This window comes from Salmonella sp. GDC200615 (assembly GCF_050574145.1).
Classification (GTDB): domain Bacteria; phylum Pseudomonadota; class Gammaproteobacteria; order Enterobacterales; family Enterobacteriaceae; genus Salmonella; species Salmonella enterica.
Genome location: NZ_CP192247.1, coordinates 1823127 through 1837144, shown reverse-complemented (window position 1 = coordinate 1837144; position 14018 = coordinate 1823127). Strand labels below are relative to the sequence as shown.

The window sequence follows — 14018 nt, the reverse complement described above, 5'->3', positions numbered from 1 at the left end:
GTTGTTATAGCATTTTACTTTTTGCTGCTTCATATTCATTAATATGGTCCTTAAAAGTGCTTATCGCTTTTGGCAATGACCTGTTAAGTAAACCATTAACTTCCTGTGATGCTTTTCCGTTTCTGATTACCACGATATATCCAAGAGTTAGATCTTGTCTTATCATTGGATTTAATGGTTCTATGCCTATGCTAATCCCCGTGTTTTTATATTTAGCAACCGGATACCCAACTGAACTGTGGATAACAATATTGCCGCTATCTGCAAGCCTTGATAATATTCTGTCGCTGTATATTGTTTTTCTTAAATCCTCTAAAACAGGGATATAGTGTCTACCCATGTTTCCTGTTAAAGTTGTAGGTATATAGATCTTTGTTTTTATTTTCCGCATGACATTTTTCCTGTTATTATTTTTATTTAATACCATGCAACCAGTCGTAATATCAAAAATATTTATGATATTTTGATAAATATTTTATAACATCTGTGATTTTATAGTTTCTTCACTCATCTGTGTGAGTTCTGAAACCAAGCGAATATAAATATTTTTCAACCTGTCTTTATCACAACGACTTACAGAATCTGATAAAAGATAATGACTATAATTATTGACACAAATGTTGTTGCCGTTTTCAAGGGTTAATTTCAATCCGTGTTCTGTATCTTCTACTTTGCTTACAATACAGATCATAAATGGTGTTTTGTCATGTGGATGGAAGAGTGTGATCATTTTGATATTGTTCATTGTATTTTCCTTTTATTATTTTATTACTGTTTAATACTCTATCGTAAGCGTAAAAATCAAATATATTTTTATTTAATTTATGATTTTACTACTGATTATTAAACTTCTTTTTGAAAAGATCTTTATCTCTGTGCTTACGCACGGCTACGCCCTAAAACTGACATTTTGTATTTTACTACTATGAAGTAATAAGCGAATGTATTCGATCATAGTCAGTTCTATTTTCCTTTTAAATTTTAATTCGGATCCTATGTTTAAACATAGCATTCCCCCTCTGACATATAGCATTTGCTCTTAAATGTATAGGAAAACTATATCTTTAGTAGCAGCACTTCGTGATTGTTGCCAACAATCACTTTGCTGGACAGGGCTTGCCCCTGTTAAAGATGTTTTTTCAATTAATAATTTTTTCCATATAAAATTAGTGCCTGTAATCAGTTATAAGAGCTTTAAGTGTGAAGATGGTTATATGTGTTATATTTCTGTTCCCAAGGTCTTACCAAGCTTCCTGTGCGGTTTATTAACAGTTTATAGAACACTCTTACTTATGCTTATTGATATTTATTTTTACCTGATACATTCAATTATTATTTTTTGAAAATACATCCATTGTGCTGGCGCACGGCTACGCCCCTGATACTGGTATAAAACTATTTTTCTTGTTCACTTATAAGTTATTAATATTTTATCAATGGAAAATAAAGCGATCAGTATAAAGATCATTCCCTCCACCGAGTTAGAACTCAGATCTTATGCTTGAATATACCATCTTCCCTCTGACATATAGCATTTGCTCTTAAACACATAGGAAAACTATATCCTTGGTAGCAGCACTTCGTGATTGTTGGCAACAATCACTTTGCTGGACAGGGCTTGCCCCTGTTAATGATGGATTTATCCAAAAAAAGATCGCGACGTAGACGCTAATAAAACAAAAGAAATCTTAATTAAGCTCTCACAATAAAAGCAGCGGTTCGTGATTGTTCGAAACAATCACTTCGCTGATAGCAGTTATTAAGGAATACAATACCCTCTGTAAAACCACTAAAACATAACGCAAAAGTAAAACTGGACTCTCTTAACTTCTTACTAATTATTTAATTATAAGCATAGTCCCGGACCAGTAAAATCGCGGCTTCACAACTTTTTTCCTATGTTCGAACATAGCAAGATCTATGTTCGAACATAGTTTTTTTAACATATAACATTGTCATAAAAATATACTTTCTATTTTATTTATAGTTCTACTATTGACTTTCACTTTTTTGCATAGTATTAAAACAGATATAACAAAAATAATAAGAGGGAATAATATGAATACACCAGATGCTGATCTATTACACTTATTTGAATCATTAACTACCGAGCAAAAGATTGATATCGCAAGACGCTTACTACAAAACAAAGAAATAAAATCAACAACAGTTATTTCTTCTGAGGAAGATAAAGCTATTTCGTTTTCACAACCTTATGTATTTGCTTTTACTTCCAACTTTCGTGTTTTCTCTGATCTTGATATATCCAAGAATGAATTCCGTGTATTAACCTATATCTTGGAGTATATGGAGTTTGGAAATCTGATCAATCTTTCACAATCATCGCTGTGCAAAGCATTGAATATCGCTTCCGGTAATATGTCTAACATTTTTAAAAAACTCAGACAGAAAGGAATACTCGTCGAGCATCATGGTCATCTCTATATCAACTCTAACATTTTCGCTAAAGGAATGAGTCATCAACTGGATCAGAAACGTAAAGAACAGTTGAGCAACGCTCGCAATCTTTGCGCAGAAATAGAACAGTATCCAGAAAGTTATTCAGCTATGTCAAAAAGTGAAAGAAGAACCCTATTCTTAGAAACTGAAACAAAAGAAATCTATACTGACGCATTTGTTTTCAGTAAGAAGAAAAAGAATAACGCTGTTCCTAATCCCAATAACAGCATACATGTTGATAAACCACGAAAAGTATATAAAAGAACAAAGGAAAATGAGGAAGCAAGAAGAAACGCTGTTGACGCAGACTCTCATATGCAGAAAGTATCCTGATAAAATAACAACAACAACAAGGAAATAACAATGAAAAAACTACCCGGTTCTCTTGAGATTAAGCTCCACGAAAAACTATCCAAGAGTGATATACTAAATATATTAGCTGAGCAGATGACCATGCTTGAGGAAACATTTGGCATTCAGGAGTTTAAGATTTTCTCTTATCTTGAATGCTATATTGGAGATAAGAAAAAAGCATTATATTACAGAAGTCGCAACAGTGCCGTAGCCACATTCAAATTAAAGGGTCTTGAATCCCCTGTGAACACGGCTAAACTCATATCAAAAGAAAACGGACAACGTATTGTTTCCTTTGATAAAGATCTGGATATAAACAGAATATCTGCTACAGTCCGAAACATACAAAACAATAATCCTTATCGTGGGTGGTCTAAAGGTATCAGTGTTGTTCCTGCCTCAATCATTAGTAAAATAATTGAAGTGGATATAATACGCGCGCAGGAAGAACAAGGCAGACTTTACCGTATTGAAGAACAGCGCAAGAAAGAAGAACAAATACACAAAGCTAAAGAAAGAGAGGAGTATGAACGACCTTTAAAGGCTTTTATTTCTTCAAAAATAAAAGAAAGTGATTTATCTGAGAAGGATTTCAAAAAGCAGGTTTGTTCAAGCTGCGACTATCTGAAAGATCGCTCCACAAAATCAAGATATTTTACTGAACGACCAGACCTGTTAGACAAATATCATAATGAAAGATTAATTCGTTTCTCGATAAAAGGCACTGATGGGAAAGTAGGAAAAATAGAAATTTATACAGATACAGGCGAGCTTATTTTTGAACGGTATAAAACCAAGTAATGTTTTTATGCCTATGCCAATTTGACACCTGAACCATATCTCGTAATATAAATATATCCACTATTTTATTTCCGAGGTATTGTTTATGAGAAAAGTAAAAACAGACAACAGTGATTTAATCGAATACGTAAATACAGTCAAAGAACTAAAAAATCATATTTCGATAGATGAATACAGGAATGAATATCGTAGGCTACGCTCTGATGACATTCCATTGGTTAAGTCTCAAAAATTTAAGTCTGCACATACTGAGCTTCGCAGACTTGAAAAGAAGAGAGAATCTCTTATTGAATACTTTATTGACGAGTTAAATCCTATTAGCAGTTCAAAAGCTAACACATCAGCGAGATCAACTGGTAATCTCGATTTATTTAACGAACGCGTGTTATACCGTAAAGCACTTTCAGAAAAAAGCGATGAAGAAATAATTGCCTTAGTCATAAAACAGCGTACAGAAGCCGCTGTTGAGTTCAAGCGTTCCATAGAACAAAGCCTGAATCAACTCTCTCACATCTCGTCAGAGTTCGACCCATCAAGCCAGAAGCGCAGGAAAATGTCTCTTTAAAGAAATGCCCTATGTTATCCGTGTTAAATAGGATGTTTTAAGATTGCTTAATCAATAATATTTACTATATTATTTACTGGTTGGTATTTTTTGACTGTTCAACAGCATTATATACATTAACCTTATTAATCACCTATTTTAAAACACCGGACAACATACTATGAGTGAAGCTCTCAAGGCACTGAACAATATTCGTACACTTCGCGCACATGCTCGTGAAACAGATCTGGCAACTCTGGAAGAGATGCTGGAAAAACTCTCCGCTGTCGTTGAAGATCGTCGTGAGGAAGAAAGTGCCGTCCGTAAGGAACAAGAAGAACGTCAGGCTAAGCTGGAAGCTTTCCGTCAGAAACTGTTAGAAGATGGTATTGACCCGGCAGAACTCCTTGCTGCTGTTGGCTCATCCCAACCTAAAACCAAATCGACCCGCGCTCCACGCCCTGCCAAATACAAATATACAGATGAAAACGGCAACGAGCAGACTTGGACAGGTCAGGGTCGCACTCCTAAAGCGATCGCTGCTGCTATCGAAGCAGGTAAAAAACTGGAAGACTTCGCACTCTGATCACAATAAAACCGTCAATCTAATTTGGCGGTTTTACTTTCGTTCGCTGTAAGCTCTACGTAATCAAAACGTTGATTACGGCGGCCGATTTACTGAAAAGTGGTGTATTGCCATTTTATTAGTCTCAGGACACTGCCAGTACTGAAGATAGAGACTGCCAAAGGAAGAGAAGGCTCTCTTGGATTATTACAAACAGATCTTGATGAATTGCTGGTTAACTATAATAATGAATAAATTCATCAGGGGAAAATGGGCTGTGGCCGGACACCAATGAAAATATTACCTGATGGAAAACGCATTCGGGCTAAAAAGAATTTAAGCTAAATAGAATCTGACAGATATCTGTATAAATAACTGATAACTGTCAGATCTGATTTGAGCCAATGCGAATTATCTAATCTATGAATAAATAAATTCATTTCCGTTTCAATTCAGTGGGAAGAAATTTATCAATTTCCTCATCAGAGAAAGTCATATCCTCAAGTTCCTTCAGTGCCTTTTGAGCCATTGAATATGCCTTGTAATTCGTGGATGGTGCTCCGATATAAATTGCAGAAAGTTCAATCATCAAGGCGTCTCTTTCTTTAAGAATTTCCTCGATACTTTTAGTTTGCATTTTCAAGTCTGTGAGAAGAGATAAATATCTTTCCCTGATTAACCACATATCCCCAGCAGCTTGTCTGTGTTTTTGAGCTATAGAGCCTAAATCATAATCCTTTAAATATGAGTTTAAAAATAGGAGGATAGCGGAAAGTACTGACCCAATTATAGCACCTGTTTTAGCATCTCCCACCACTGTAGTTATAAAACTACCGGTAGTTATTGCTAAAAGAACTAACTGTAAATTTTTCATGCAGCCTAGTTTTTTTTGAAGGATATCTGCACATTTCTCGTGAGTTTTATGTGTGTAAACGACCCTTCCATAGCATTCTCTTAATTGCCCTTCTAATATATTATTATCCATCCGACTCACCATTATCATATGTTAGGTTAATGTTAGTTTAACACTAACCTAACATAAAGTGGGACTAATTATGTATAGGTACGTCGATTCTATCTCTTGCTACAACTTGATTACCATAAATAACATAACATTCAACAAAATGAGGTCCTGAGAAATCTGCGGTCTCGAAACGCTCAGAACCGCCTTCATCGTCTAAAATTTCACCTCTAACATTTCCTCGGCGCTCAGCTTCATCACCTACATTTTTTATTTTCCATTTAATCTTATATGGGTGAGATATATTATTTATCTCATCAACATAGAATCTTAACTTGCGATTCGTGCTAATATCATGCCCTCCGCCAAGAAGATTTGAAAGAAGAGCTTCCAGTAAATTATTCTTTCTAATCTCACATTCTATCGAAACATGACCATATAAATTCATCTCATATTGATCTTCAATAAACTGTTCAGATACATTGACATTACTGAGTGCTTTTGTCGTATAATTTGGAAAAGGCCTGCCAAAAACTTTTTTCCAAGCTAAGTTTCTTGAGTTTTCACTTGTAGAAGATAAAGCTTCTTCACAATATTCTTTTGTTAATTTTGCTACTTTATTAAATGATTTTTTTACGCTCACTTTTGAGCGACTACCGGGAGCATAATAAAATACTCGGTCACCTTCATTCTCTAAGAAAGTGAAAAAATCAAGCGAAAGTTGATCATAACTTTTGAAACTCTTATCATCATATTCAGTTAGATTAGAGAAAAAATTATAACACAGTGTATCAATTAAGAATCCACTTATCTCAACTTCATGACGAGCTTTCCATGCTCGAATCATTTTAGATAGACGTCTCAGATGTCCCTTCCTATCATCATTCAGTGCCCTAAAAGACGACATTTCGGCCCTAGGGTTACATACCTTCCACGATCCACCATCATGTGTATCCGGGTATGTAAAAGTGCCATCTTCATTACTGAATACAGGAACTACCTCAACCTCTTGATTCTTAAATTTAACAACAACAACTTGCCCATCACCGCGAATATCTGTATTTTTGAAAGTTTTCTTGATTTCTGTTTTCACAACCTGTAATAAATACGATTGTCGATCTCGGAATCTTGGCCATGCAGTTGCAGGTAGAAAGTAAAGCATATCAAGATCAGAGATCCCTCGAATCCCTGTGAAGCGCCCATAGGAACCAACCTGTAGTGAATTGGCTGTCTTAGAATCTAAGTTATAAAAGTATCGGTTCAAAGCCTTAGTTATACGACCATACCTTTTACTAATCTGGCCTGCATTATCTATTTTTATATTGTCGAGGAGTGTCTTAAAGTCAGTTGCGGTGCTCATGTAATTTCCTTGTTAAGGTCATCAATTACATATGCTTCCATAAAAGAGATTATCAATGTGTAATACGCTAATTTTCTATTAAAAAATGATCTCAATCAAATTTATAGTTATAAATAGAGTGCCCTGACCAGTTGTCAGACATTAGTCCAACCTTCGAACAGCAGCAAAACAAGTCTCGCCGCAGAACAGCACCTTAATTGTCCGGTTATCAGCCCCATGAAGGGGCCGGTATACGTCAGAACACATCAACATATTGACTCTGCCAGAACGGTGTAGTGCATTTTGGCTAATGCCTGCTTAACCCCTTTAAAATCCACCTCTGACAGTTTTTCAGCAGCGTTTTTTTTCCATGCTTTTTTCAGAAGATGCTTCTCAGCATTCCTCATTGCCAGATCGATTAGCCTACAGACAAACTCATGATCCATTACATGCGTCATAATCATATTACTGGTTGTTTTATCCTTTGAGTTAAAAAGCTCCGCATAGATATGCAAGGACACAACATAAAAGATTTCAGTAGTTTTATTTTTAAATGTATTCATTGGCTTTTCCTTTTGGTTAATATTAAAAATGAAATGCTGTAGTATTAGCGGTATACACACTTATAGATAATCCAAAGCTGACGAAGATGTTGCTTTACCTTACAGTGACTTACTTCTCCATAAATCCGATTCCTTTTGCCTTCTTCGGTGTCATCATAAAAATAATATCTCGTTTTTTTAATGATACTTTCCATAATGTCATTCATATTGTATTTATTGTTGAGAAAATAATAAAAATCATCTGGTGCATTCCTCCGCAATCCGTCCATATAGTTCCTGAAATAACATTCGGCTTGTTCAATAAACTGTTTTGTTGTAATAAGTTCTATCTTCATGTTTTTCTCCATTATTGTTTAGGGTAATAAGATGCCCTGTACGAACAGATATCTGTTCGACACGAGATCCTATTTCTGTTTTTATGCTGCGTTCTGGCGTGAGTTTCGAATAGTCGCTTCAATCCATTCATCAATCTCACTTTCAATGAATGCCACTGCTCTTATCCCTGTTTTCACCTGAGATGGAAAACGCCCGGCCTTAATCAGTTCGTAAATCCACGTTTTACCAAATCCGGTGCGTTTTATTACTTCTGGCAAACGGATAAACGTTGTCTTTGCTTTTATTTCTCTTTTAACCATATTTATCTCCTGTGTTATTCGATGGAGATAATTGTATGGAGATCGCTTGTAAAAAACTAGGTTGGTTCACCAGTCCTGAACCGGAGGGATGTTCAGGACCAGTGAGTTTAGGGGATGTTTATATAATATGAATACAGGGGAAGTTCAGGGTTAGTGGATGTCCCTTGTTTTCTTTTTTGTTTCTGGTTTGTCATTCATTGCGATGACATCAAGAATAGGTGAGTTTTTCACCAGATTGTTTTTTATGAAAAAATCATTCAGTGACTTGAAATAATTGTCATTGTTTAAAAAACCGTGGGCAAGCGGATAATCAGTGTCTTTGATTTGCTCGCTACCTCTGGCATAACGCATATCAGGGTGCAGGATACCAGCCAATACAGGGTATTTGATTTTCTGATTGTTGAGCTGTTCCCAAGCTATGAGGTCCATCAGAGGGATAATCTTGTAATCGAGTATCTTCTGGAATGTTTTATGACCAAAACGAAAATCTTTTTCCGGTGGTTTAGGCACTTTCAGGTGCTTCTGCCATTGATTGATAAGCACTTTCAGGTGTTCAGCCAGATCGTCGCTACTGGCTTCTTCCAAATCAATTTCAATCAGCATCTTGTTAGCAGGGTTCAGCCCTCCCTGTTTCAGGTATTCAGATATGTAATCCGAACTCACTGAAACATTTTCTTCTGGAGGTGTATTCTCCAGTCGATACATTGCCCGTCCATAGTTAAACAGTGAATCCCTTGTCATTGGCCTGACGGCATAGCTATGAGCCAGCATGTGGCTATCAGAGATCCATTTATCCTCCAGCAAGACCCTGCCAGAGTGGATCATCGCATCATGGTGAATAACGGCATTACGATGCTTATCATCCAGTGTTTCCCATTGTTGTCTGGCTTTGTAGGCAAACATGCGCCTTTCCAGTTCCGCATAAATTTGTTCCAGAGTGAGGTTTTTCAGCGCATCATAGCGGCTAACATCAAACCATTTGCTTAATGCTTCCACTATCTCCGCGACAGGCAATCTTTTTGTCATTCTTTTCCCTAAAAATGTTGATGTTCATTACATTGACGTTAACGCATCCAGCAGCATAGAGAAAGGGAATAAAGATGGCTGGCTATCTCAGCATTGGTCATAACGTATTCTTCTGCCCTTACTTATCTTTCCGGGAGGAAACATATCGGGCAATAGCGGTAATCTGTTGAATAAACGAGATAAAATTTATAGCAGCACAGGAAGATCGTTCAGTAAGGTTCAGTGAAGTGTATTGTCATAACTAATTGATAGTAATTGACTTTATGGTAATACAGCATTAAAAATGCTGGTAAATATGATGGTAAAAACAGACGCCATTTTTTGAAAGCCACTAACAGCAGGAGCTACAGATGAAGTTCGAGTCCAGTCAGAGGAGCCAGATTTTAGTTTCGGGACATCCTGGCGAGTCCGGAGACGTTTAAAAAACAAGAAATTATCTTTACCCGGTTGATCTGATAAGGTTTGCCGGGTTTTTTGACATCCATAGTTTTTGGGGCTTAATCGGGGCCTCACGGTTCGTTGAGTAAATAGAGCCCCCTCCTATGGCATTAACCGATACCGCTGGCGGCACGCAGACCGATCCGGGTACAGGAAAACCGTCAGAAAATCCACCCGCCGATCCACCGTCAGATGGTCCCGCTTCTGAAAAACCACACGACCCACCCGCCGATCCCAATAAGCCCACTCCACCGAAAGAAGAAACGCCGCCCGGCGCGCCGGAGAAATACGCGTTCACCGCCCCTGAAGGTCAGGAACTCGATACCAGCGCGCTGGCGCAGTTCGAACCAGTGGCGCGTGAACTGAACCTGACGCAGGAGCAGGCGCAGAAGCTGGTGGACGTCTATCCGAAAGTGCTGGCGGGAGTGCAACAACAGCAAGCGGAGTCATGGCAGAAGCAAACAGAAGACTGGGCTGCGGCAGTTAAAGCCGATAAAGACATTGGCGGTGACAAGCTGGCGTCTAATCTTGGCGCAGCTCAGCGGGCTATCGACACGTTCGGTACCAAAGAACTGAAAGAGTATCTCGATAGTACCTGCGCCAGATCTCTGGTCAATGCTGCACCGTGACGGAAGCGATTCCACCCGGCACCTGTTACCACATCAGCGCCTTTTACTTTACGGGCTGCGGCCTGCAAAGACGTCCGGCTTTGCTGCCGCGTGACCGTCAATCTGCGCCAGAATCCGCGATCTTTCGCGCCCGGCACTCAACCGGTGCGTCACTTTCGTCGCGCAAAGCGACAAAGTGACGCACAACCACTACACCGCGCCATGCCCCTGTTTTCGGGGTTCCGGCGTTCATTCCCGAATCTGACACGCCTTTTTGGGGCCGCTGTCAGCAAGAAAGAAGAGAAAAAGATCGATACCGAGGGGGGGGGGCTGATGCCCCGGAGAATTTCTGCTCACGCAGGCAGCCTGTACCGCGTACAGTCTGAAACTCCCTATACCTCAACAAACTGCCACTCCGGCGTAAAGGTATCGTTCTGGCGCAGCCAAAGAGCATACGCCGGAGACTGTTTGTGTTCTCAAAATCATAGGAGAAGTGTATGGGCAAGTTAGGTGGTGAAATGAAGGCACTGGCAAAGCACTGTGGCGGTAGCCATAAAACGGTGAACGATTGCATTCATATCGTGCAGCGTTTCGATCATCACTTACGGGCTTTGAACGTCCATATCCAGCGGGTTGCGCAGATTAAGGTGCGCCACATTGAAAGCTATATTCATGAAAGGTTGGCGCAGGGGATCGGCAAACGCACGCTGCAAAATGAAATGGCCTCGCTGCGCGCTGTTCTGCAACAGGCCGGGCGTAAACAGGTGGCAGAGCATGAGTGGCTGACTAATAAATCGCTGGGTCTGGCTGGTGCATCGCGCAGCGGGACGCGACAGGCGATCACGCCGGAACATTATCATCATGTGCTGGAGACGGCCCGCATGAAAGATCCGGGACTGGCGGCGGCGCTGGAACTGGCGAGGCTGATGGGCTTACGTTCACAGGAAGCGGTGCAGAGTGTGCAATGGATCTGGGGCATGGGGACGGGCGTGGGCGGTATGTGGCGCAGGTGTATGGGCAAATTTGACAGCTGGCTAAGAGCGAGCAGCGGATGGAGCAGGTTACCACCGTTCACAGTTAGTGAAAGACTGGGCGGAGGTGGTAAATATCAGGCTGCATTACCTTCCCCCTTACAGTCCAAACCTGAATCCGATAGAACGAATGTGGAAATTAATGAACGAACATGCCCGGAATAATCGCTACTTCAGCAGTACGCGAGAGTTCAGGGACGCAATATCTGTCTTTTTTAACCAGAGGCTGCCGGATATAGCGGACTCACTGACATCCCGAATTAAAGATCACTTTCAGGTGCTCACTCCCGCATCTTGAGGTTTATTGGGTATATAATCGTTAATAATCATCAGCGCGTTATTATCAAATTAAAAACAACGCGCTCGTAATACTTAAATTATTCTTACTGGTAACTGAAGAAAACTCTCTCCTGCCAGAATATGCTCCTCGCATCCTTTACATTAACTCTTTGTTTCTATAGCATGAAATAAGTTTCAGGGAGTTATTATTCATACAAGGAGAACATCTTGAAGAAAATATTCATAACAATTATAGTTTCATTATATTGCGCGAATATATGTGCAAAACAATCCCCCAGTACAGAATCCAAACCCGTTAATTTCATCGCCCAAATTGAAAATATCGATTTTAATAAAACCGCCATTAGCAGTGACCTGAAACTTTTACTCGCCGACCGTTATTATTTTAAAGATAAAACACCCTGTAATACTAATACCCTTTCTGCGCGCGCAGAATCAATGGGACTGACGACAGAAGAATATATTAATAAAATACGCAGTTTAAGACCGGCTATTCTCGATGACCGTTATTTTTACCTGACGGTCGATCAGTGCGATGCTGGCGGCACGCCCATGCTGACTGGAATCGAGCTATGTACCGAAGCGCTGTGCGGTGCCGAATACATGAAAAGATCGTCTGACTTGTGGCTGGATGATGAACTGCAACCGACGGTTAAACGTCAGGCAACAACAGTAGTCCATATGCCCCTCCCCTATGACAAAGAGAAAAAATTATGGAAAGTCACCGGCTGGTATCTGGAATCCTCAGAAGAAACAGGGGAGGTGATGCAGAGTAAACAGATAGCCTTTGAAGGCTATACCAACGAAGAAAACTTCGCTAACCGACAACGTGTTTCTGTATTTAAATCTTTCTATGAAAGCGGCAATCTCAAAAATATTTATCATTATAATGCGCAAAATAAGCGTGACGGAAAAGCTGAAACTTACTTTGATGAAAAAGACAAAATAGCGGAAACGCTGACGTTTAAAGATGGTCAACCCGAAGGGGAATACATCGTATACCATGAAAACGGAGCCGTTGAAAGTAAACGTTACTTTGCCCAAGGTAAAATTAAAGATGGCGAATGCCCACATTTTTATGATAACGGCGTTTTAAAACAAAAACACAGCTATTTAAATCAGAAACTGGAAGGCCCGGCATTTGAATATTTCCCTGATGGGAAAATAAAGGGGAAATATTCATACAGAAAAGGCACCATTGTCGGCACCAGTACGGAATATTATTCTACCGGTAAAATTCGTGGTGTTTACCACAGAAATAACCAAGGTGAAAACGACGGAACGTTCGAACAATACAGTGAAGAGGGCAAACTCCTTTCTAAAGCGACTTATAAAAATGGCAAACAGCTTTCTGCTCAGAGCTGGTATGGAAATGGGCATCCCAAAGAAGAATCCTCTTTTGATAGTGAAGGCCGTAAACATGGTGCGGTCAAAGAATGGTTCAGCAACGGAAAGCCTGCCTCATCCAAAATGTATAAACATGATGTGTTAGACGGGGATTCCGAAAAGTGGTACGAAAATGGTCACCGCGAATCAGTCTATCCCTATAAAAACGGTATGCTAAATGGGGATGCTAAGCACTGGAATGAACAGGGCAAACTCACCTATACCACCGAATATAAAGACGATAAAAAGCAGGGAGCCGATCGCCGCTGGAGCGAACGTACCGGTAAACTTGTTGAAGAGGTTATGTTTGCTAATGATGAAAGAAACGGCCTGAAAAGAGAGTTTAACGATCGTACGGGTAAGGTCTTAAGTGCGCTGCCCTATGTCGATGGCGGCAAGGAAGGTACAGAAGAAGCCTATGATGAAGACGGCATAAAATACATCCGTTGTTACCACAACGATGAAGAGCTTTCAGAGCTATATGCGCCGACTGACGTCACCAATAAGGCAAAGCAGGGTGACAGCACTGCGCAATATCATTTAGGTAAGTATGAGTTTGAATGCACAAACTACGATGCGGCGATGAAATGGTTAACTCAGTCCGCAGAGCAAAATCATCCCGGCGCGCTTCTCTTTTTGGCCTATGCGTACAACGACGGTGATGGCGTAACGCAAGACAGCAAAAAATATCTCTCCTATTTATTCAAAGCGGCAGAGCTTGGCGAAAGTGATGCGCAGTTAGAAGTGGGATATTTAAATCTTATCGGCGAAGGAATGCCGAAAAACCTGCCGGAAGCCTATAAGTGGATTAAAAAATCCGCTGACCAGGGAAATGCTCAGGCGCACTATAACCTTGGACTCATGTACAGGAATGGTGATGGCGTTGAGAAAGACCTCAACAAAGCCAAACTTCATCTTACAGCGGCGGTAAAAGGCGGCGTCAAACCTGCACTGGCAGCCTTAAAGGAATTAACGCCTCAAACTAAGTAAATATGACTTTGCTGTAA

14 protein-coding genes and 3 pseudogenes are annotated in these 14018 nt (G+C 39.9%); 9 read left to right on the top strand and 8 right to left on the bottom strand.

Annotated elements, in window-relative coordinates; translation table 11 throughout:
* Nucleotides 1-4 precede the first annotated feature (4 nt).
* Nucleotides 5-391 (bottom strand): hypothetical protein, encoded by a 387-nt coding sequence (locus ACQ29O_RS08570; protein ID WP_001226498.1) that lies wholly within the window; start codon nt 389-391, stop codon nt 5-7.
* An 84-nt stretch (nt 392-475) separates the two neighbouring features.
* Nucleotides 476-745: a hypothetical protein gene (locus ACQ29O_RS08565; RefSeq protein ID WP_001059614.1), complete on the bottom strand. Its 270-nt coding sequence runs from the start codon at nt 743-745 to the stop codon at nt 476-478.
* 1313 nt (nt 746-2058) lie between these two features.
* Here ACQ29O_RS08565 and ACQ29O_RS08560 point away from each other — a divergent pair.
* The 5 genes and pseudogenes from ACQ29O_RS08560 to ACQ29O_RS08540 form a co-directional block, all read left to right on the top strand.
* Nucleotides 2059-2793 (top strand): replication/maintenance protein RepL, encoded by a 735-nt coding sequence (locus ACQ29O_RS08560; protein ID WP_001095779.1) that lies wholly within the window; start codon nt 2059-2061, stop codon nt 2791-2793.
* A 30-nt stretch (nt 2794-2823) separates the two neighbouring features.
* The gene (locus ACQ29O_RS08555) at nt 2824-3615 is read left to right on the top strand and encodes a hypothetical protein (RefSeq protein ID WP_253336026.1); all 792 of its coding nucleotides are present in this window, start codon (nt 2824-2826) and stop codon (nt 3613-3615) included.
* 85 nt (nt 3616-3700) lie between these two features.
* Nucleotides 3701-4180 carry a DUF4756 family protein gene (locus tag ACQ29O_RS08550; RefSeq protein WP_001233371.1) on the top strand — a complete coding sequence of 160 codons (480 nt, stop codon included), beginning with the start codon at nt 3701-3703 and terminating at the stop codon, nt 4178-4180.
* Nucleotides 4181-4340: 160 nt separating this feature from the next.
* Complete coding sequence (locus tag ACQ29O_RS08545) at nt 4341-4745, top strand: H-NS family nucleoid-associated regulatory protein (RefSeq protein ID WP_001287371.1); 405 nt, start codon at nt 4341-4343, stop codon at nt 4743-4745.
* A 47-nt stretch (nt 4746-4792) separates the two neighbouring features.
* Nucleotides 4793-5069, top strand: a pseudogene (locus ACQ29O_RS08540) (IS481 family transposase); the annotation flags it as partial.
* A gap of 91 nt (nt 5070-5160) precedes the next feature.
* On the opposite strand, the gene ACQ29O_RS08535 reads toward ACQ29O_RS08540, so the two are convergent.
* The 6 genes from ACQ29O_RS08535 to ACQ29O_RS08510 all read right to left on the bottom strand — a co-directional run bounded on the left by ACQ29O_RS08535 (nt 5161) and on the right by ACQ29O_RS08510 (nt 9248).
* The gene (locus tag ACQ29O_RS08535) at nt 5161-5709 is read right to left on the bottom strand and encodes an SLATT domain-containing protein (protein ID WP_000369761.1); all 549 of its coding nucleotides are present in this window, start codon (nt 5707-5709) and stop codon (nt 5161-5163) included.
* Nucleotides 5710-5773: 64 nt separating this feature from the next.
* A complete protein-coding gene (locus ACQ29O_RS08530) occupies nt 5774-7045 on the bottom strand; it encodes an SMODS domain-containing nucleotidyltransferase (protein WP_000102012.1) in 1272 nt (423 codons plus the stop codon).
* A 245-nt stretch (nt 7046-7290) separates the two neighbouring features.
* On the bottom strand, nt 7291-7587 hold the full coding sequence (locus tag ACQ29O_RS08525) for a hypothetical protein (RefSeq protein WP_001091329.1): 297 nt from the start codon (nt 7585-7587) through the stop codon (nt 7291-7293).
* A 44-nt stretch (nt 7588-7631) separates the two neighbouring features.
* Complete coding sequence (locus ACQ29O_RS08520) at nt 7632-7922, bottom strand: hypothetical protein (RefSeq protein ID WP_000687681.1); 291 nt, start codon at nt 7920-7922, stop codon at nt 7632-7634.
* Between the two features lie 81 nt (nt 7923-8003).
* Nucleotides 8004-8222: a helix-turn-helix transcriptional regulator gene (locus tag ACQ29O_RS08515; RefSeq protein ID WP_000240779.1), complete on the bottom strand. Its 219-nt coding sequence runs from the start codon at nt 8220-8222 to the stop codon at nt 8004-8006.
* A gap of 150 nt (nt 8223-8372) precedes the next feature.
* Nucleotides 8373-9248, bottom strand: a complete 876-nt coding sequence (locus ACQ29O_RS08510) for a DUF6387 family protein (protein WP_000166861.1) — start codon at nt 9246-9248, stop codon at nt 8373-8375.
* A 542-nt stretch (nt 9249-9790) separates the two neighbouring features.
* On the opposite strand from ACQ29O_RS08510, the gene ACQ29O_RS08505 reads away from it, so the two are divergent.
* The 4 genes and pseudogenes from ACQ29O_RS08505 (at nt 9791) to ACQ29O_RS08490 (ending at nt 14001) form a co-directional block, all read left to right on the top strand.
* On the top strand, nt 9791-10315 hold the full coding sequence (locus tag ACQ29O_RS08505) for a hypothetical protein (protein WP_001219024.1): 525 nt from the start codon (nt 9791-9793) through the stop codon (nt 10313-10315).
* A 476-nt stretch (nt 10316-10791) separates the two neighbouring features.
* Nucleotides 10792-11259: pseudogene (locus ACQ29O_RS08500) on the top strand (phage integrase N-terminal domain-containing protein); the annotation flags it as partial.
* Between the two features lie 85 nt (nt 11260-11344).
* Nucleotides 11345-11623 (top strand): annotated as a pseudogene (locus tag ACQ29O_RS08495) (transposase); the annotation flags it as partial.
* Between the two features lie 683 nt (nt 11624-12306).
* Nucleotides 12307-14001 carry an SEL1-like repeat protein gene (locus tag ACQ29O_RS08490; RefSeq protein WP_077918277.1) on the top strand — a complete coding sequence of 565 codons (1695 nt, stop codon included), beginning with the start codon at nt 12307-12309 and terminating at the stop codon, nt 13999-14001.
* Nucleotides 14002-14018 lie beyond the last annotated feature (17 nt).

Bases quoted from the DNA above. Each gene is read 5' to 3' on its own strand.
- ACQ29O_RS08515 (WP_000240779.1), bottom strand. From the start codon at position 8,222: ATGGTTAAAAGAGAAATAAAAGCAAAGACAACGTTTATCCGTTTGCCA.
- ACQ29O_RS08505 (WP_001219024.1), top strand. From the start codon at position 9,791: ATGGCATTAACCGATACCGCTGGCGGCACGCAGACCGATCCGGGTACA.
- ACQ29O_RS08530 (WP_000102012.1), bottom strand. From the start codon at position 7,045: ATGAGCACCGCAACTGACTTTAAGACACTCCTCGACAATATAAAAATA.
- ACQ29O_RS08520 (WP_000687681.1), bottom strand. From the start codon at position 7,922: ATGAAGATAGAACTTATTACAACAAAACAGTTTATTGAACAAGCCGAA.
- ACQ29O_RS08555 (WP_253336026.1), top strand. From the start codon at position 2,824: ATGAAAAAACTACCCGGTTCTCTTGAGATTAAGCTCCACGAAAAACTA.
- ACQ29O_RS08550 (WP_001233371.1), top strand. From the start codon at position 3,701: ATGAGAAAAGTAAAAACAGACAACAGTGATTTAATCGAATACGTAAAT.
- ACQ29O_RS08560 (WP_001095779.1), top strand. From the start codon at position 2,059: ATGAATACACCAGATGCTGATCTATTACACTTATTTGAATCATTAACT.
- ACQ29O_RS08510 (WP_000166861.1), bottom strand. From the start codon at position 9,248: ATGACAAAAAGATTGCCTGTCGCGGAGATAGTGGAAGCATTAAGCAAA.
- ACQ29O_RS08525 (WP_001091329.1), bottom strand. From the start codon at position 7,587: ATGAATACATTTAAAAATAAAACTACTGAAATCTTTTATGTTGTGTCC.
- ACQ29O_RS08490 (WP_077918277.1), top strand. From the start codon at position 12,307: ATGCCCCTCCCCTATGACAAAGAGAAAAAATTATGGAAAGTCACCGGC.
- ACQ29O_RS08535 (WP_000369761.1), bottom strand. From the start codon at position 5,709: ATGGATAATAATATATTAGAAGGGCAATTAAGAGAATGCTATGGAAGG.
- ACQ29O_RS08570 (WP_001226498.1), bottom strand. From the start codon at position 391: ATGCGGAAAATAAAAACAAAGATCTATATACCTACAACTTTAACAGGA.
- ACQ29O_RS08545 (WP_001287371.1), top strand. From the start codon at position 4,341: ATGAGTGAAGCTCTCAAGGCACTGAACAATATTCGTACACTTCGCGCA.
- ACQ29O_RS08565 (WP_001059614.1), bottom strand. From the start codon at position 745: ATGAACAATATCAAAATGATCACACTCTTCCATCCACATGACAAAACA.